We start from the raw sequence: 15,594 nt of genomic DNA on the forward strand, positions 1-15,594 counted from the left end.
CGCTTATCCAGCCACAGCGCTTCTGACATGGTTTGTTCGTCGATCGGCTGCCCGGGCAGCCAGTGTTTGGTTAATGCGATGAGCTGGCTGTATCCGTTTTGCTCGATGGATTCGCAGAGCTGCTCGACTTTTTTACGGTAATCTCAACATCGGCCCCGCTGTCCAGCGCCAGCACGCCGGCGATTTGCATCACGATGGCGCCGTTGGGGACGCCGTCTTTGAGGATCAGTTTTTTAAACTTCTCCTTGTCCTCGGCAACCACGGTGCGCTGCAAAAAATTGTAGGCGGGTGCGACCTTGTTAGTGGGCATCTGCTCATTGATGAACTGGTTAAAGTCCGCGGTACCGACCTTGAAATTCAGTTCGTCTGCGCCGATGGATACGGTGGTAATGCCTGTGCTCATGTTTCTTCTCTCTCAATGTGAAAAATGTAGGGTACCCATTGCGTACCTTCTACGGTTTTGCAAGATACGCACTGCGTACCCTACGCCTGCGGCCTTCAGCCGAAAAACTTCACTACGGTTTCAACAACGCCGACTTTATCCAGCATGTAAAAGCCAAAGCCGCCGATCAGGATGTATTTAATGTCCCTGATGTCGCTCAGCGCTTTGTCGGTCGCCGCCTGTTTCTTGAACAGGAAGCCGATTTTTTCTGCATGTTGGTCTTGTACAATTTCAAGCCGTTGAATCTTCAAATTACAGTCAGCCGTCGGCATAAAACCTCCCTATTTGCCCTTGTAAAACGCCTCGTCGCCCAGCAGCTGCACAGCGTTGTAATACTTCATCGCCCGCCACTGCCTGGGCAGCATCAACCAGCCGCCTTGGTGGTTAATCAGCGTCAGCAGGTTGTTCAGCAGGTTGCGGTCGGCGCGGTCTTTGTCCGCCCGGCTTGCGCCCACGTTGTAATCGTAATCGTGGATGTTGAATGCCTCGGAGCAGTCCAGCCCGTATAGTGTGTTGGGGATGATGGAGCTGATCCATTTACCGGCAACCCCAGCACCGTTGCAAATTTTGGCTTTTTCCTCCGGCAGCAGGTTTTTATAGCCCCAACTGCTGATTAAGACCGGGGCGCTGCTTGGTGTTCCTGGCATAAATCCGCCTCATCCAGTAGCGTATAACTGAACCGGTTGCCGTATTTGGCCGCCGACTTCTGCGCCAGCGCCATAACCGTATCGAAATCCTTGCTGTCCGCAAACACTTGGCAACCGGCAGACACTTTGTCGGTGCGCAAGGTCAGCGCGTTGGCTCCGGCCCGGTGCAGGTTGATACCAAAATAGCCGGTCTGCTCGTTCGCCTTGTCCAAATGCGCGTCCTTGTTGCGGTCGCGGTAAACGGTCATCGGGCCGCGCTGTACCAGCGCGATGTATTTGCCCTGGTGCGCGCCGATCTGCCAGCACTTTGGATAATGCCCCGGCTTTAAAATGGCGGTGCCGTCCACGTTGATCGGATGCTCGCGGTAATACATACCGGGGTCTGTCGTGATGGCGAACTGCTCCATTTGCAGCTTGCCGCCTTTCTCGTACAGCACGCACAACAGGTCGTTAAAGGTGTTGGCGTCGCTATCTTTCGAGCGTATGCCGACCAGGGTGAGGTTCAACTCACCCTTAAAAATGGGTGCATCCTTGCGTGAGAGAGCGTCCTTTAACTGAGTAATCGTAACAATGTCCATTACAGATCCCTGATGTCCTTGGCGCTGAGGTACGGCACGCCGTCGATACGGACAAAATCGGGACTGGTGACCTCGAATTTGATTTTGTGTTTGTTCTTCTCGCCGCCTTTGCCGTCCAGGTTGAACAGGTCGGAGATGGACAGCAGGCAGCCGAACAGTTCTATTTTCTGTTCGTGGTCGATAGTTTTGCCGACGCAGACGATGTCGAACGGCGGCAGCTCCCTGAAGCTTCCTGACGACCTGGCCGAGTCGATCAACAGCGTCAGGTTGGCGCTGTCGATTTCCAAATCGCCGGTGCAAGCTACATCGCCGTTGACGTAGCCATCTGGGATGCCGCGCGTTTGCACCGCTTTGCGGTTGTCGCTGATGCTGGCCGACAGGTTTTCGACGTGAACCATCGCGTCACCGAACATGACGTCGAAATCCTGACCCGATAAATGATTGCCTTTTTTAGCCATAACTACTTAATCCTTATTGAGCGGGTGCCGATAAATCCAGCACGATGTTGGCGGTCAGGTCTTTGGGTATTTCAGACGGCCGCGCCTTGATGAATATCTGTACCTGGGTGCGGGTCACCCACTGGATGGCAATATCGCCGTCCACCGGCGACTTCAATTCAGCCGGAAACGGGATGCCCTGAAAGTCGTATGACCGGCTCATCTCGAACAACGGGCGCATCAACTTGCTGATCGCCCAGGCTGTGCCGATTGGGCTGGAGTTAAAACGGCGGTCGCCGACCAGGCTGATCAGCACCAGGCGCACTGCACGCGCGGCTTTATCGACCACGCGCAGGTTCTCAATGACCGTATAGTCACCGATAGCGGCATCCAGCGTCTGTCCGTCCGTCCAGTACACCCCCTCATAATCCGGGTAGAACTGCGGCACGCTGAAACGCTGGTCGTTCAGGGCTTTGGCATGGGCGTTGTTGTAGATGATGCCGTCCTTGTCGGTCGGCAATGTCGATTGATCCTGCCCGATAATTGAGCCGGTATTAACCCGCATCGGCGTATCGGCGACGCTCGTTTGATAGTTGCACAAGCGGCCCGCGTAAATGCCGACCGCGTCATCGTAAATATAAGGAACGATAGATACGCGCATCGCGGCCAGCGTCGTCGTCAATGCCGTCAGCGCGGTAATGTACGCAGACCAGGTTTGCCCGGTGGAGGGTGTTGGGTCGATCGCTTCGGCGGCGGCGATAAAGAACAGCCTGCGGCCGTAGGTGGTGTTGATTTCTTCGGCCTTGGTGTGCATGGCCGTTAAGTCGGCCTGAGCCGCAACCGGCGTGCAGATCACGATAGCTTCGACCTTGACGTTATTGTTCATTGCCAGGTCAACGGCAGGCGCCCACAGCGTGCCGTCGGCGACCGGAATCGCGCAACAGGCCCAGTTTTGCCCGGCGTTGGCTTTGGCGGCCTTGACCTGGCGCTTGATTTCGGAATCCGCAACGCCCAGTTCGGTGTCCAGATTGCTGTCTGAGTTCAGGAACAGCAGGGTGTTTGGGTTGGTTGCACCAACGCCGATAAATAGGAAATATTTCTCGACGGTCGGAAACGGACCCTGGTTTAAATTAAGGGCGTTGACTGTGATTTTACCTAATGCCACGTTTCATCTCCTGTTCCATGTCGTCATAAATTTGTTCAATGTATTGCTGGATTTCCGCAGCGGTTGCGCCGAGGAAACTCCGTGCCGGCAACACCGTTGACCAGCTGGTTTTTGTCGCCACGCCGGCCCATGCCCGCAGCCGTTTTAATGCCGTTCCTGCCTGTCCCTGGGTGTAGTGCTCCTTGATGTACTTCATGGAGGGGCTTTTCCTGCCCTTGCCGTTTATTCGCAACTTAAACCCCGCCTCGATCAACGCCCTGGCCTGTTTTTGTGTCGCCGGTTTGTTGTACGATTCGGCGCTACGTCCGCCAAAGCTCGCGGCGGATACTGTGGTTCGTTTTCCGTATTGCTGGTCTGCGGCGATACGACCGGCAACCGGGCTGTTAAATCCGGCGGTAGCGCTGTTGCTGTCCGCCTGGATGACTTTTAATTCTTTTACCAACCGGCTGAGCATCTTGCGCCGGTCGTGCGTACGCTTTCTGTGCCGGTCCTGGTAGCGATTGCCTTGTAAATCGACCTGATTGCGCACCCGTTTGTTGCTGTCCTTAATCACCTTTTTAGTGACCCTGGACACCAGCCGGCGGCGGCGGTCCGGCGATAGTTGCAGTAGTTTCATTTGCCGTTCAAACGGCAATATGCCCACTACATCGAGTTTTAAAACCTGCTTCACGTCACTACATCGCCCGACAGCACATAATCGATTTCAGGATCGGCGACGCGGTATTTCTTATTCTTTATCGTGATGGTGCCGTTTACGGCATCCTCGACCGCGTAAACGTCCTGCTCGAATTTGATCCGAACTTCAATGTTGGCGGTGTCGTTGTCCAGCACGTCTACATTGGTTTCCGGTTGCGGTATCTCGTCTGTGCCGTTGCCGTTATCCAGCAAATAGGCGCTGATCTGCCCGAACAGCTCTTTAACCGGATGTTCGTTAAACGGGTAATCGTCGATGTTGAACACGGCGGTGTAGGTCTGCCGGTACAACACGATGCCGGGCGCATTCAGTCCGGTATCCAGCGTCGCCACCTTGCCGGACGGTATAATCTTCGGTTCATCGGCAACGCTGTCGATGTTCTCCGCCGCGACCAGGTCCAGATTGATCAGCAGCGCGTGCAGCTCGTCCAGTTGCCTCATATCAACACCGCCAGGGTGTTGGCCTTGCTAAACACCGTCTCGGCCGGTAAAAACCGACGGAAAAATTCAGCGATGGCCGCTTGGCTTTCATCGAGCCAGTGGGTTTCCATGTCGTCGCCTTCTTTGGCCTGGTTCTCGGCCTGCGGCCGCCGGTTGATCGCTGCAAACTGCATCAGCAGCCCGGCCTTAGCACGGGCATAGACCGCATGCTTGTAAAGCTCTTCCAGCACCTGCTTGCCGTTTAATGCTTCAGGATGCGCCGTGGTGTAAGCCGCCAGCGACACATAACCGTCCAGCACCAATTGGGCTTTAACACTCGCCAGCTTCAGGTTGACGTTAATCAGCGCCATGTTTAATCCGGTTTTAATCACGCCGTCCGCATACTCGGAGGGGATGCGGTAGTTGTTCATCAGGTCGGCCAGCGTCAGATCGGGCCAGAAGCCATCGTTGGTTACGGCGGCAGCTGTGGTTAAGGCTGGTTTGCCGGTCAGGCTCATTAGCCGCAGATCCCGTTTTCTGGGATGAACGGGTATTTAATACGGATCAGCCGTAATGCAGCCGCGCGTGCGGCCGAATCCTGGACATTGCCGCAGTAGGTATCCCGGGCCTGTTTAATTTTGTCTTCTTCGCGGATCACGATATGGGTGATGTCGCCGATCTGGTAGCCGTCGTCCAGCTCTTGTGCCGGACAGCCAGCCAGCTGCAATATCGCCGCCAGCGCCAGGCCCAGGATTAAGATTTTTCCGAGTCCTATTTTCTTCATGCCTTACTCCGTAAAAATATAGTGCCTGGACAAACAACCTTTGTAATATCAACCGTCAGGCGAATTACAGCCGTGTTGCCAGCCAGGGCTTGAGGAGATCGTTATCGTTGCGCAATATCCAGCTTCAACGTGAACTTTTCCGCCGATACCGGCGTGTAAGCGCTGCGCAGCACCAAGGCCCACCACAAGTTCTGGCTGTTCGCCGCGCACTTGAAGTTTTTATTAATATCGTTGATTTGGTAGATACGGTTACCGGCCGCAGCGGCGCCCGCATTGCCGATAATCGCCCCGGAAGCCGGCAGCTTGACAATCAGCTCGACGCTTTCCGCTTCGGCATCGGTCGGTGCAAAGGCGGCGTTGTCGTTGGTTGCGGTATAAGCGGAATTGAAAAACCAGAGTTCCAGGTCGGCCGCGGTCGCCGCTTTATTGGAGTCGATTAAAATCAAATTGTTGATGATGCCGCCGCGGCCATTAGCCAGCGCCGCCCCGGTCAGCACGTTGACCACCGGCGCCGTGTCACTGTTGGCGATAATGTCGCCGTCCGCGTAGGCGGCGGTATCGGCCGGACGCGTGAGCGCCGCGGTCAGTCGTGTATGCCGGGGATGTTGTTCGGTTAATGCGTATTTACCAGCCATTGTCGTCTCGCTATTCCGTTGGTTTCAGGTTCTTCTGCGCCTTTTCTTTCATGGTTTTTACGCCAGCGCCTTCCGGGTTTACCGCTTCGGCTTTTTCGCATAAAGCTATGCAGTTCAGCCAATCGCCTTCGCGGTTTTTATGCTTGGCCAGCAGCGCGTACATCTTCGATTGCACCGGCGGCGATAGTGACCACTTGTCGTTGTCGATATGCGCAACTACCGCATCAAGATACGGGCTTGCCGATTGCTCTTTTTTCAACAGCTCGTTGGCCCAGTCATAGCTTGCATCGCAAACAAAGGTAGGCAAATCACGCCGTTCAAACCGGGGCGGCATTTGCTGAATACCCTGTTCGATCAGATGAAAAGCCAGGTTAAGCGCTCGCTCGATGTCCAAGGTGTCGAACAGCCAGATCATCAGTTGCACGGCAATGCGGTTCGTGTAGGCATCGCCGTTGTCCATATAGCTCTTCACAAAACCCCAATAGGTTTCGATCATGGTTTTTTTCGCGGCTTGCTTTTCGTCCAGCGTTTTCAGGTCTTTCAGGCTATTCAGATCGGCGTCCATTGCAGCTTGGTAATGCTCCAGCCTGCCAAAATCTGTCCCAACAGGACGTACAACCGTTTTTTCAGCTTCAGGCTTTGCCGTATCAACGACGATATAAGGGTGATCTGCACCCGATTCCTTCGCGGCTTCAATCTGCGCTTGCTTAATGCGATCCAGTTTTCCGGCCATAGCGTTTACTCAACCAGGGTGACGTTTTCGACAAACGAGGCGGCCAGTTCTTCTTCGACGACGTAGCCCATGTTCATCGAGTTAAACTCTTCGACTTGGCTTTGTTCGGGGTTATCGCGTTGCGTTCTGCGTACCGACGTAGATTGGTAATACACCGACAAATTCGCCAGCGGCGTTACCAAAACACTGCCGTTAGGCATGAACGCCGGCGAGATAGTGGGTAAGCCGCCGAAAGCGCGGGTGATTTTGGTGTCGCGCAGTAACGCCTTTTCTGTTGGTGTGTTGCCTTGCGACTCGTAATAGGTTGCATCTTGATCGGCCAACAGGTCGTCGGCAATCAACGCGACTAGATCTGGACGCTGCCGGAATTGCGGCGCAATACGCTGCTTGGCGTCATGGACCAAACTGTCCAGTGTCGGAAAATCAAAACCGCCTAATTGAATAGGCGCTAGTTCTGTGCCGGCCACATGTTGCGATCCGCCGTTGTAAGTGCGCAAAAGTTGGAACCAGCCCTTGTTCAGGTCTTGCAATAATGGATTGGTGACTATATCAGTGTTCGCTTCCGCCGATGTGCCTGTCCAACCCGCCTGCAATATGTCGTTCTGGATCGCTTCGCGAACCGCTTTCATGTAAAGCTCGGCAAAGTTGGGAAACTTAGACCACACGTCGATGGTGTTATAAGCCAAGGCTACGTCGAAATTAGTATCGAATAACTCGTAACCTTGCGCATCGGTATTGGCAAGGCGTTTGGCGGAGCGCTTGTTGCCCGGCGTTGCGGTATTGGTTCGACTGGCGACTCGGCCGGTTAACCCGAGCAATATTTTGTCGCCTTTCATGTCAGATACAGGCAGAACGTTAATCATTTTCAGGAACGAATCGCCCTGTTCAACGATCTTCTGCATGATGGTTTGCGCCCCGGATGGCGTTGCAGAGAATTGTTTGCCGACTTGCGAGTTAAATGCCTGTGCAGTCCTGACCAATAATTGATCAAGTTGTTGACGTCCTTCGCCGCTTAATGCGTATGCCATGTTCTTGTCCTTTGAAATAGATTGTTTTGAAATGCCCGAGGCGTTACGTGTATTGGCTCAAATCGCCTTCAGCGCCGAAGTGCTCGCCGCCGGTGGTGCCGGGTTGTTCTTTCAGCGCATCCTTGAGCGTGGCTTCCAATGCGGTGAATTTTTCAAGCACTTTATCCAGGTCGTCCGGGCTGACCGATACTTTATCGTTTGCCGGTTTTTGGCTGAATTTTGTTTCCAGCTCATCAAGGCGCTGCATAACGACGGAAAATTGCTCGGAGGTTATTCCCGTCGTTTTATCGCCCGGTTTTTCTTCATTCTGCATAGCGGGCTTCTGTTTGATGAATGTCGTCAGCAGACCTTTAACTTCTGCAAATTCCGTTTGTAAGTTCTTCAAGGCTTCTGTATCCGCCATGTCTGCTTCCTCTTTGGGTGGGTTTTGGTTTTTGAAAATGGCTTTGACAAGGCTATTAATCAGCCCCTCTTGCTCTGGATCTTGAAAAGAGTGTGGTTGCGATTCAATAAAACTTGAGAACACAACAGGACCCTCTTCGCCTGCTTGTTTGTTAAACATGACTTCGCTGGTGCCGAGGCTGGCCGGATCGTCGGTTGCGACCAGACCGGTTAGGTACCAGCGTCCGCTTTCAGCAAAATTCGGCTGTAACTCCATGCTGGTAAAGTTTTTTTGTCCTGCCGCGCGTTCGGCAAGATAGGATGAGTTCGGGTTTAACTTAGCGAATAGCTGCACAACACCGTCGGCGGTTCGCTCAACACGCAAAGCAAGCACTTTCCCGAAGTTACTCAGCCACCAAGGTTTTGGACTGATGTGAAACGGCCAAATTTGGGCGGTATAGTTCTTTGTGTTATAGGTTTCGGCCGCATCTATAAGCCATTGCGGATCAATAACGCGTCCATCCGTGGTCGGCCCGCTTTGCCCGATAATTTCCCAATCAGTCGATAACGCCATTTACATCGCCCTTCCTTAAATAAACACCCAGAAAACTACGTCAGTAGCGCTTAGATTACCTAAAAAACGGCGCAAAACAACGCGTATTATTCCTTCCCGTTTCTACATGATAAGTATAGGAACTTAAAGGAGAAGTTATGCTAAATAACCGCCCATAAACGCACTAAAATCGACGTAAATAATTTTATGTGGACATTATGGCAAGACGCTATTCCGAGGAGTTGAAACAGACGGCAAAGCAGCTCTTTGTGCGCGGCTACACCGTGACCGAAATCGAGCGCGAAACCGGCGTGAACGAGCGCACGCTGTACAACTGGCAAAAAAACGAGGATTGGGACAGTTTCTGCCCGCCGGATACGGTTGAAATCGCGCTGGCCAGGCGTATTAACATCCTGGCCGAACGGGAAAACAAAACTGATGCCGAGCTGAACGAGTTCATCCGCTTGGTCGAGACTTTCGGCAAGATGCAGAAAGACCATGCGGTGGCGATCAAGATCAAAGCCGAAGCCTCAGCGATCGAAAAAGGCCTGCCGATTTACGGCAGCATCCCGGGCGAAGCAAATTACCGGGAACCGGACCACGGCGGAGACCCGGATAGGCCACGGCCAGCGAAAGGCAAAAAGCGCGAGAAGAAGGCAAAAAACGACATCTCCGGTATTACCCCGGAAATGCTGGACGAAACTAGACGTAATCATCTATTCAAGGATACCGATAAAGACGGTAAGGAAATCTGGCGAGGGATTTTCGATTGTCAGGAGACCTGGTATGAGCACCGCAACGATCGGATCAGACTGATCCTGAAAAGCCGCCAGATCGGCGCCACGGCTTATTTTGCCTTCGAAGCGTTCGACCGGGCGGTGCGTACCGGAGAAAACTGTATTTTCCTGTCGGCATCGCGCGACCAAGCCGAAGTGTTCAAGGCATACATCATCGCCTATGCACACACCTGCTTCGACGTCGAGCTGAAAGGCCAAGGCGTGATTATTCTATCCAACGGCGCCGAGCTGCGCTTTTTATCGACTAACAGCAACACCGCGCAGTCATACCACGGGCATTTGTACATTGACGAGGTGTTCTGGATACCCAATTACAAAAAGCTCAACAAAGTGGCCAGCGGCATGGCGGCGCATAAGAAATGGCGCATTACCAAGTTCAGTACGCCGTCGGCGATCAGTCATGAGGCTTATTCGGAATGGTCAGGGGAGATGTACAACCAGCGCCGTGCCGACAATAACAAAGTCGAGTTCGACATCAGCCATAATAATTTGAAAAACGGCTGGTACGGGCCGGATAAGAAATGGCGGCACATGGTCACGGTCAAGGATGCGGAAGAGCAAGGCTGCGATCTGTTCGACATCGATGAGCTGCAGGATGAATACAGCGAGGACGATTTCAATAACTTGTTTATGTGCAAGTTTATCGACGACAGCCAGTCGGTGTTCAACTTGTCGAAATTGCTGGCCTGTACGGTGGACGTCGATCAATGGCCAGATTACAAGCCGGACAACGCGCGGCCGTTTGCCAATAAGCCGGTGTCGCTGGGTTACGACCCGAGCCGCACCCGCGATAATGCCAGCCTGGCGGCGCTGGGCATTCCGTTGATACCGGGCGAGGCGTGGCGAGTGCTGCGCACCGACAGTTATCACGGCCAGAATTTTCAGTACCAGAGCAACCGCATCAAAGACGTGCGCGAGGCGCATAACGTGCAGCACATCGGCATCGATACCACCGGCATCGGCCACGGCGTGTTCGAGCTGGTGCAGGATTGGTACCCGCTGGTGACGCCAATCCACTACAGCATGGAGATGAAAACCAAACTGGTAGTCAAAGCGCTGGATGTGGTCGAGAACGGACGCTTTAAGTACAAAGCCGGCGATCATGAGATCACCCGGGCGTTTTTAATGATCACCAAAACCACGACCGGCAGCGGCCTGATTACCTACGCCAGCAGCAGAAGCGTGGAATCCGGCCATGCTGACATTGCCTGGGCGATCATGCACGCGCTGATTTACGAGCCGATAAACAACGACGGTAGGAAAACGACTGTTACATTTAGTAATTGATGTGTCCGCGCTGCGCGGTTTAATAATGGCGATCATGAGCGCCGGGTTAGGTTGGATTGAATATGGGTATGAAAAAACTATTTAACTGCGATATTTGCCGCGATAACAAAGAGCCTCAGTTTCTGAAAGGAATATATTTCACTGGCAACAAATCAGGGCAATTTAAATTTTCATTGGCTCATGCAACAGATGGCGTGCATATTTGCTGTGAATGTCTGGATAGACTGAAAACAATACTTAACGAACATGACGCCTAACGATTTTTAAGCACTACAGTGATATAAGGCCAAACAAGATGATAAGCAACATAATCAGCACGGTGAAAACAATCGCCGGAACGTTCAACAGCAACGGTTACGCTACGGCCAATACCGAAAAATCTCTGGTGTTTTCCTTCGGCGATCCGGAACCGGCGCTAAGCAACCGCATGACCGAGTACTTGGGCACGTTTCTTGATCTTAGCGGCGATTATTACCGGCCGCCGGTCGATTTAACCGGGCTGGCCAACTTGGTCAATGCCAATGCCTACCACGGGCCGATCCTGCATTTTAAAAAAAACATGACCGCCAAATGGTTTATCCCGTCCAAATTGCTGTCCACGGATGAGCTGACCCAAGCGGCGCTGGATTATTCGGTGCTGGCCAACGCCTATTTCCAGAAATTCACCGACCGCTTCGGCAATGTGCTGCGTTTGGCAAGATTGCCGGCTATCGCCATGCGGCCTGGGAAAAAGCCGGATGTGTTTTTTAAACTGAACAGCGACGGCACCAAAGTCGAGTTTAAGCCTGGCGAAGTGCTGCACATCAAAGAGCATGACCTAAAGCAAAGCGTGTACGGCGTGCCGCAATATTTCGGCGGCATACAATCAGTGCTGCTCAGCGAGGATGCAACCTTATTTAGGCGCAAATACTACGTCAACGGGGCGCACATGGGTTATATCCTGGTCACTACCGACGCCAATCTGGACGATGCAACTGCCAAACAGATCGAAAACCAGGTTAAGCAGTCGAAAGGGCCGGGCAACTTCCGCAGCCTGTACCTGAACATCCCGCGCAGCAATAATCGGGAGCCGGTCAAGGTCATTCCAGTCGGCAACATCGGCAGCAAAGACGAGTTTCAGGCCATCAAGGAAATTGCCGAAATGGACATGCTGGCCATGCATCGGGTTTATCCAGGATTGGTGGCGGTCATGCCTGCCAATATAGGCGGCTTTGGCGATTTGCAAAAATCGATGGAGGTTTATCACGAGCTGGAGGTGATGGCGATGCAACAGGTGTTTTTGACGATTAACGAGCAGATACGGGGAAATCCGGTAGCGTTTAGAGAACCGGATTGGAAAAAGAAGTTGTCTGAGGCGTAGCTGCTAAGTAATCTTAAGCACACTATTTGCGATTATGCGTTAAACGATTAATTTTTATGTATAATATCGCAAAAATTTGAGGAGATTTTTTGCATGTTGATCCAATGCCCCAACTGTCAAAGCAAAGCCCGGATCGGGTCGACCAATGCAATCACCCTCACTATCCGCGACCTTTACTGCCAATGCAGTAATGTTAAAGACTGCGGCTGCACGTTTGTGGTGACGCTGGCCTTTAAAAACTACCTGAATCCCCCTGTCAACGACACCCAGCAGCTGGCGGCGAGTTTGCTTCGGCAATTGCCGAAAGAACAGCGACGTGAGTTGTTGGCTCAGGGGGATTTGTTTAATTGACTTAATGTCGTTTTTATCGGTTATTCCGTAGTTATACACTCTTGTTCCTCATCCACCACGCGATAGCCTCAAGGTCATCAGCGGTAAATTCTCCGTCAAGCGTTGCGCTTTCATCTCCCTTATTCCATGATAAATACCAGCCCAAATCATACAGACCCCCATCTTCCTTGAATATTTCTGGTTCAATTATTTTTCGTACTTTTTCTTCGTCCATTGCGCTCTCCTACGTGTATAACCCGGCGCTCAACAGGAGCGCGGATTCAATCTGTGTTTAAATTACGGGCGCTTCGCCGCGCCCTGTTAGCTGTTGCGTTAGGAGGGGGGTAACTCATGGACATCTCGGCTTACATAGGCAGCGCGGTTACGGCGTTCCAAAAGGTAATCAAGCCTCTTTTCGAGCTTTTTAAGCTTAAATCGGAAGTAGCGACGCTCCGCCTTGAGAATCAAGAGCTCAAGAAGAAAGTAAAGGATCTCGAACAGCGGTGCAAAGAACTTGAAGCACCAGGTGAGGCTAAAAAACTTGGTTATGAACTTTGCCATTGCACTACTCCACCACAAATCATGAACAGTATTGCCCATCGGGTTTTTGTTTGCCCTCGGTGCAACAATAAGGTAAATCTAAATGCCACAGTCGCATTCTCTGATTAATAAGCCTAACATTGCGCTCAAGCAGAGCGCGGTTCTACGGCGGGTTTGTTTATCAAGCTACCAGGGCCGCGCCCGCTTAGCTTTACGTTATACACTTAAATTACTCGCCATGCGCCGCGCATACAGCCAAATAATGTTTCTTTAATTGACCATAAGAAGCACCTAAATTTACGCTTCGGTTTAATTTCGTAAACATCGTGTGCCGCAACCCTAAACAAATAAACCACGAATCCAACAGTTTTTAGTGCTGGAATTGTTGCTAATCCTGAAAGATAAAATATTATGTTATCCATGCATATAACTCTATGATTAAATGGGATGAACTTAAAGTTTGGCGCAGTGTTAAAGTGCATCGTGCGCGCCTTTACCAGGGCGTTATATGCCACAGCAAATGTTAAATACTTCGTAGCCAAACATATCGCCAAGCAGGCTTGACTCTGCCGCTGTTCTGGCTTCTTCTTCGGTTTCAAACCGTGCAATATCTTCTTTTTCGGCCTGCTCTAGCGGCGTGTAGCTTCCATCTTGCGTAAATAGCATTACAAAAAAATCGCCTTTCATTTCTGGTACTCCAATGGCGTATAACTATGAGCTCAAGCGAGAAAGCCGCCCGAAGCTCGTTTGTTTGTTAAAGTTCCGTGTGTGGCTTTACGCTTAACACGGCGTTATCGCCGACTGGACTGATCGACGGCTCGATGCCTCTGCCTCGCCTATCTGATTTATTCAAACTTCCGTCGCGATTAAATTTATACAAATTGCACGAAGAAACCCGAATAGCCTTTGTGGTAACTTCAACGATTCTTTGTTGGGTTTCTTGTCCAAGGCTATTTTTTAAAATCACTCGTTGCCCAACTATCGGGTTATTAAATAGCTGTTTCATTCGATACCTCTGTAATACTGTTAAGTTAAGGTTATGCGATAGGTTGAGTATCGCTTTTTACAAAAATTTACAATTCGGACAAGCGCCGTCATCCTCCCAGTCCGGCCCTGGATAATCGCATCGAGGACATTTATTTGCATCGGCTAAGGCCTCCAGCGCAAATTGAACCGGGTATGGGCATTTATCAGCGGTGCTGGCCTTGCCAGGATCGGCTAAATACGAACGCATCGTTCGCTCACTAATGCCGATACGCCGCGCGGCTTCTCTCTGGCTGACGCCTATTTTGTCTATTAACTGGCGTAAATAGGCAAAGTCCGGGTTATGTTTTGAACTATCTGGTTTCATTACTTACCTAATATCCAGGTTTCTGTGGTTTCAATTAATTCGTCAGGTTGACGCTGCATCCAGTTAGCCATGATACCTGGCTTATCGGTCGCGGCCAGTTGCTCCTGTACTGCGCTTAAAAACGCTAAAGTCATTGCCGGTGGCAGGGTGACCAGCCTCAAAGCTCTTAATGTTTTCTTTTCGTCAACGGCATGGATTTCGATTACCAAGCGGTGCTCGGCATTGTCGATATTGTGCAACTCGCGGTCTTTATCCTGGATTAAGCGCGCATCAAACGGGGCATCGAAGGTGATTAAGGGCTTGCCTTGGTCGCCGTAAAATTGAAATAAGAACAGCATTGAGCCGGAATTATATAAAAAGCCGGATTTAATCATGCCGGATCGTAAGGCGGTTTGCTCTTTGGCGGACATACCTGGAAGGATGATTTGCAGGATACTGCCGGATTTCAGCAGGAATTGCGCTGCCGCGCCTTCTTTTCGGTTTATTGGCAGCGGGTAGGGCTTGCCACGTTCTAAGATGGTCATGTTCATAGTAATACCCCGATTTTCTTTATTAAGTCGTTTAATACCTTATTAAAATTAATATTAAAAAATCCAGTATTAAATAGCACTAAACAGGTTGTGAGTTGCCACGGTATATCACCGGTAACTGTCCAATAAAATAAAAGGAATGCTCCAATAACTTGAAGAATAGGGACGCGCTCGGTGTCTATTGTTATGATTTTTTCTTCAGTCATGATGATAAAACTCCAGTTCGTTAGTGTCTTTGACCCAGGCTTGGGAAAAATCCTTGTTTTTAAACAAGGCAGCCAAGCCGCTAATCTGCTTAAGCCGCAGTATTTCATCAACGTCCATGCCGATGTTTTTACAGATCCATTCGTCGGACATGCCGGATTCGACCAGTTCAGCGACGATGTTAACCATCAGGTCGACAGAATGGCTTCCGCGTGCCCGGTTATGTCGGATGGTGCTGGCCATGCGGTTGCTAATGTCTTTTTCGATGGTCACCACCGGCATCATGCTGTTTTCACGGTCGCGGATGCGCTTTGAGGTCTGCATGATCGTGTAACGGTGGAAACCGTCGACGACTTCATAAATATCCTCGTCCTGGATGTAGTAGCAGACAATCGGCATGGTGTAGCCGTCTTCCCAGATAGAGAGTTCCAGGAGCTTCATTTCCGGCGGCGCTACGGCGTTCGGGTTGTAGGCGTTTGCGCGGATTTTATCCAGTGGCACGGCTTTTACGTTGTAGACGGGGCTAGTCATAAGGCTTTCTCCCAACGGATAAACGTGCCGCGTTTCTTCTCGCCAGGCACAAAGTTAAACAGGTTCCAGATGCCCGCTGTCTCGCGGTCATTGGTGAAAATCAACGGGCACTTTTGCTGTTTTGCATCCGTCAGCGCCCATTCGATTAATTCGTTTTTGATTTTCATG

The 15,594-nt window shown here is 51.4% G+C and carries 24 protein-coding genes; 4 read left to right on the top strand and 20 right to left on the bottom strand.

Annotation, left to right across the window (positions count from 1 at the left end):
- Positions 1-70: 70 nt before the first annotated feature.
- From V3O24_RS04600 to V3O24_RS04665, 14 genes are all read right to left on the bottom strand, one after another.
- A complete protein-coding gene (locus tag V3O24_RS04600; RefSeq protein WP_331306392.1) occupies positions 71-403 on the bottom strand; it encodes a putative phage tail assembly chaperone in 333 nt (110 codons plus the stop codon).
- 95 nt (positions 404-498) lie between these two features.
- Positions 499-714, bottom strand: coding sequence for a hypothetical protein (locus V3O24_RS04605; RefSeq protein ID WP_331306393.1), 216 nt, complete (start codon positions 712-714; stop codon positions 499-501).
- 9 nt (positions 715-723) lie between these two features.
- Positions 724-1,089, bottom strand: coding sequence for a hypothetical protein (locus V3O24_RS04610; protein ID WP_331306394.1), 366 nt, complete (start codon positions 1,087-1,089; stop codon positions 724-726).
- A complete protein-coding gene (locus V3O24_RS04615; protein WP_331306395.1) occupies positions 1,056-1,667 on the bottom strand; it encodes a hypothetical protein in 612 nt (203 codons plus the stop codon). Before V3O24_RS04615 ends, V3O24_RS04610 begins: the two co-directional genes overlap by 34 nt.
- The gene (locus V3O24_RS04620; protein WP_331306396.1) at positions 1,667-2,125 is read right to left on the bottom strand and encodes a phage protein; all 459 of its coding nucleotides are present in this window, start codon (positions 2,123-2,125) and stop codon (positions 1,667-1,669) included. Before V3O24_RS04620 ends, V3O24_RS04615 begins: the two co-directional genes overlap by 1 nt.
- Before the next feature lie 13 nt (positions 2,126-2,138).
- Positions 2,139-3,269, bottom strand: a complete 1,131-nt coding sequence (locus V3O24_RS04625; protein WP_331306397.1) for a DUF2586 domain-containing protein — start codon at positions 3,267-3,269, stop codon at positions 2,139-2,141.
- Positions 3,256-3,939, bottom strand: coding sequence for a phage virion morphogenesis protein (locus V3O24_RS04630; protein ID WP_331306398.1), 684 nt, complete (start codon positions 3,937-3,939; stop codon positions 3,256-3,258). The genes V3O24_RS04625 and V3O24_RS04630 overlap by 14 nt, the downstream gene beginning before the upstream one ends.
- On the bottom strand, positions 3,936-4,403 hold the full coding sequence (locus V3O24_RS04635) for a phage tail protein (protein WP_331306399.1): 468 nt from the start codon (positions 4,401-4,403) through the stop codon (positions 3,936-3,938). The genes V3O24_RS04630 and V3O24_RS04635 overlap by 4 nt, the downstream gene beginning before the upstream one ends.
- A complete protein-coding gene (locus tag V3O24_RS04640; protein WP_331306400.1) occupies positions 4,400-4,900 on the bottom strand; it encodes a head completion/stabilization protein in 501 nt (166 codons plus the stop codon). The genes V3O24_RS04635 and V3O24_RS04640 overlap by 4 nt, the downstream gene beginning before the upstream one ends.
- The gene (locus V3O24_RS04645) at positions 4,900-5,166 is read right to left on the bottom strand and encodes a hypothetical protein (protein WP_331306401.1); all 267 of its coding nucleotides are present in this window, start codon (positions 5,164-5,166) and stop codon (positions 4,900-4,902) included. The genes V3O24_RS04640 and V3O24_RS04645 overlap by 1 nt, the downstream gene beginning before the upstream one ends.
- Before the next feature lie 101 nt (positions 5,167-5,267).
- Positions 5,268-5,801, bottom strand: a complete 534-nt coding sequence (locus V3O24_RS04650; protein WP_331306402.1) for a hypothetical protein — start codon at positions 5,799-5,801, stop codon at positions 5,268-5,270.
- Positions 5,802-5,811: 10 nt separating this feature from the next.
- Positions 5,812-6,534, bottom strand: coding sequence for a phage terminase small subunit (gene gpM / locus V3O24_RS04655; protein WP_331306403.1), 723 nt, complete (start codon positions 6,532-6,534; stop codon positions 5,812-5,814).
- A 5-nt stretch (positions 6,535-6,539) separates the two neighbouring features.
- Positions 6,540-7,562, bottom strand: a complete 1,023-nt coding sequence (locus V3O24_RS04660) for a phage major capsid protein, P2 family (RefSeq protein WP_331306404.1) — start codon at positions 7,560-7,562, stop codon at positions 6,540-6,542.
- Positions 7,563-7,605: 43 nt separating this feature from the next.
- A complete protein-coding gene (locus tag V3O24_RS04665; protein WP_331306405.1) occupies positions 7,606-8,517 on the bottom strand; it encodes a GPO family capsid scaffolding protein in 912 nt (303 codons plus the stop codon).
- A 197-nt stretch (positions 8,518-8,714) separates the two neighbouring features.
- Between V3O24_RS04665 and V3O24_RS04670 the strand changes: the two genes are divergently transcribed.
- The 3 genes from V3O24_RS04670 to V3O24_RS04680 all read left to right on the top strand — a co-directional run bounded on the left by V3O24_RS04670 (position 8,715) and on the right by V3O24_RS04680 (position 12,291).
- On the top strand, positions 8,715-10,580 hold the full coding sequence (locus V3O24_RS04670; RefSeq protein ID WP_331306406.1) for a terminase family protein: 1,866 nt from the start codon (positions 8,715-8,717) through the stop codon (positions 10,578-10,580).
- 295 nt (positions 10,581-10,875) lie between these two features.
- Complete coding sequence (locus V3O24_RS04675; RefSeq protein WP_331306407.1) at positions 10,876-11,940, top strand: phage portal protein; 1,065 nt, start codon at positions 10,876-10,878, stop codon at positions 11,938-11,940.
- Between the two features lie 93 nt (positions 11,941-12,033).
- Positions 12,034-12,291, top strand: coding sequence for an ogr/Delta-like zinc finger family protein (locus V3O24_RS04680; protein ID WP_331306408.1), 258 nt, complete (start codon positions 12,034-12,036; stop codon positions 12,289-12,291).
- Between the two features lie 31 nt (positions 12,292-12,322).
- On the opposite strand, the gene V3O24_RS04685 is transcribed toward V3O24_RS04680, so the two are convergent.
- A complete protein-coding gene (locus tag V3O24_RS04685) occupies positions 12,323-12,505 on the bottom strand; it encodes a hypothetical protein (protein ID WP_331306409.1) in 183 nt (60 codons plus the stop codon).
- A gap of 116 nt (positions 12,506-12,621) precedes the next feature.
- Between V3O24_RS04685 and V3O24_RS04690 the strand changes: the two genes are divergently transcribed.
- Positions 12,622-12,939 carry a hypothetical protein gene (locus tag V3O24_RS04690; RefSeq protein WP_331306410.1) on the top strand — a complete coding sequence of 106 codons (318 nt, stop codon included), beginning with the start codon at positions 12,622-12,624 and terminating at the stop codon, positions 12,937-12,939.
- 375 nt (positions 12,940-13,314) lie between these two features.
- Here V3O24_RS04690 and V3O24_RS04695 read toward each other — a convergent pair whose 3' ends face one another.
- The 5 genes from V3O24_RS04695 to V3O24_RS04715 all read right to left on the bottom strand — a co-directional run bounded on the left by V3O24_RS04695 (position 13,315) and on the right by V3O24_RS04715 (position 15,426).
- Complete coding sequence (locus V3O24_RS04695; protein WP_331306411.1) at positions 13,315-13,497, bottom strand: hypothetical protein; 183 nt, start codon at positions 13,495-13,497, stop codon at positions 13,315-13,317.
- 376 nt (positions 13,498-13,873) lie between these two features.
- Positions 13,874-14,161, bottom strand: a complete 288-nt coding sequence (locus V3O24_RS04700; protein ID WP_331306412.1) for a hypothetical protein — start codon at positions 14,159-14,161, stop codon at positions 13,874-13,876.
- Positions 14,161-14,691: a hypothetical protein gene (locus V3O24_RS04705; protein WP_331306413.1), complete on the bottom strand. Its 531-nt coding sequence runs from the start codon at positions 14,689-14,691 to the stop codon at positions 14,161-14,163. The genes V3O24_RS04700 and V3O24_RS04705 overlap by 1 nt, the downstream gene beginning before the upstream one ends.
- Positions 14,688-14,897: a hypothetical protein gene (locus V3O24_RS04710; RefSeq protein WP_331306414.1), complete on the bottom strand. Its 210-nt coding sequence runs from the start codon at positions 14,895-14,897 to the stop codon at positions 14,688-14,690. The genes V3O24_RS04705 and V3O24_RS04710 overlap by 4 nt, the downstream gene beginning before the upstream one ends.
- Entirely contained in the window at positions 14,890-15,426 is a 537-nt protein-coding gene (locus V3O24_RS04715) for a ParB/RepB/Spo0J family partition protein (protein WP_331306415.1), read from the bottom strand. The genes V3O24_RS04710 and V3O24_RS04715 overlap by 8 nt, the downstream gene beginning before the upstream one ends.
- Positions 15,427-15,594: the final 168 nt, after the last annotated feature.

The sequence above is a fragment of the Methylobacter sp. Wu8 genome, from assembly GCF_036440755.1.
Classification (GTDB): Bacteria; Pseudomonadota; Gammaproteobacteria; order Methylococcales; family Methylomonadaceae; genus Methylobacter_A; species Methylobacter_A tundripaludum_A.

Coding starts and splice junctions, on each gene's coding strand:
- V3O24_RS04645 (WP_331306401.1), bottom strand. CDS start 5,166: ATGAAGAAAATAGGACTCGGAAAAATCTTAATCCTGGGCCTGGCGCTG.
- V3O24_RS04715 (WP_331306415.1), bottom strand. CDS start 15,426: ATGACTAGCCCCGTCTACAACGTAAAAGCCGTGCCACTGGATAAAATC.
- V3O24_RS04675 (WP_331306407.1), top strand. CDS start 10,876: ATGATAAGCAACATAATCAGCACGGTGAAAACAATCGCCGGAACGTTC.
- V3O24_RS04620 (WP_331306396.1), bottom strand. CDS start 2,125: ATGGCTAAAAAAGGCAATCATTTATCGGGTCAGGATTTCGACGTCATG.
- gpM (WP_331306403.1), bottom strand. CDS start 6,534: ATGGCCGGAAAACTGGATCGCATTAAGCAAGCGCAGATTGAAGCCGCG.
- V3O24_RS04665 (WP_331306405.1), bottom strand. CDS start 8,517: ATGGCGTTATCGACTGATTGGGAAATTATCGGGCAAAGCGGGCCGACC.
- V3O24_RS04680 (WP_331306408.1), top strand. CDS start 12,034: ATGTTGATCCAATGCCCCAACTGTCAAAGCAAAGCCCGGATCGGGTCG.
- V3O24_RS04610 (WP_331306394.1), bottom strand. CDS start 1,089: ATGCCAGGAACACCAAGCAGCGCCCCGGTCTTAATCAGCAGTTGGGGC.
- V3O24_RS04605 (WP_331306393.1), bottom strand. CDS start 714: ATGCCGACGGCTGACTGTAATTTGAAGATTCAACGGCTTGAAATTGTA.
- V3O24_RS04635 (WP_331306399.1), bottom strand. CDS start 4,403: ATGAGGCAACTGGACGAGCTGCACGCGCTGCTGATCAATCTGGACCTG.
- V3O24_RS04600 (WP_331306392.1), bottom strand. CDS start 403: ATGAGCACAGGCATTACCACCGTATCCATCGGCGCAGACGAACTGAAT.
- V3O24_RS04670 (WP_331306406.1), top strand. CDS start 8,715: ATGGCAAGACGCTATTCCGAGGAGTTGAAACAGACGGCAAAGCAGCTC.
- V3O24_RS04690 (WP_331306410.1), top strand. CDS start 12,622: ATGGACATCTCGGCTTACATAGGCAGCGCGGTTACGGCGTTCCAAAAG.
- V3O24_RS04650 (WP_331306402.1), bottom strand. CDS start 5,801: ATGGCTGGTAAATACGCATTAACCGAACAACATCCCCGGCATACACGA.
- V3O24_RS04710 (WP_331306414.1), bottom strand. CDS start 14,897: ATGACTGAAGAAAAAATCATAACAATAGACACCGAGCGCGTCCCTATT.
- V3O24_RS04640 (WP_331306400.1), bottom strand. CDS start 4,900: ATGAGCCTGACCGGCAAACCAGCCTTAACCACAGCTGCCGCCGTAACC.
- V3O24_RS04615 (WP_331306395.1), bottom strand. CDS start 1,667: ATGGACATTGTTACGATTACTCAGTTAAAGGACGCTCTCTCACGCAAG.
- V3O24_RS04705 (WP_331306413.1), bottom strand. CDS start 14,691: ATGAACATGACCATCTTAGAACGTGGCAAGCCCTACCCGCTGCCAATA.
- V3O24_RS04700 (WP_331306412.1), bottom strand. CDS start 14,161: ATGAAACCAGATAGTTCAAAACATAACCCGGACTTTGCCTATTTACGC.
- V3O24_RS04695 (WP_331306411.1), bottom strand. CDS start 13,497: ATGAAAGGCGATTTTTTTGTAATGCTATTTACGCAAGATGGAAGCTAC.
- V3O24_RS04660 (WP_331306404.1), bottom strand. CDS start 7,562: ATGGCATACGCATTAAGCGGCGAAGGACGTCAACAACTTGATCAATTA.
- V3O24_RS04685 (WP_331306409.1), bottom strand. CDS start 12,505: ATGGACGAAGAAAAAGTACGAAAAATAATTGAACCAGAAATATTCAAG.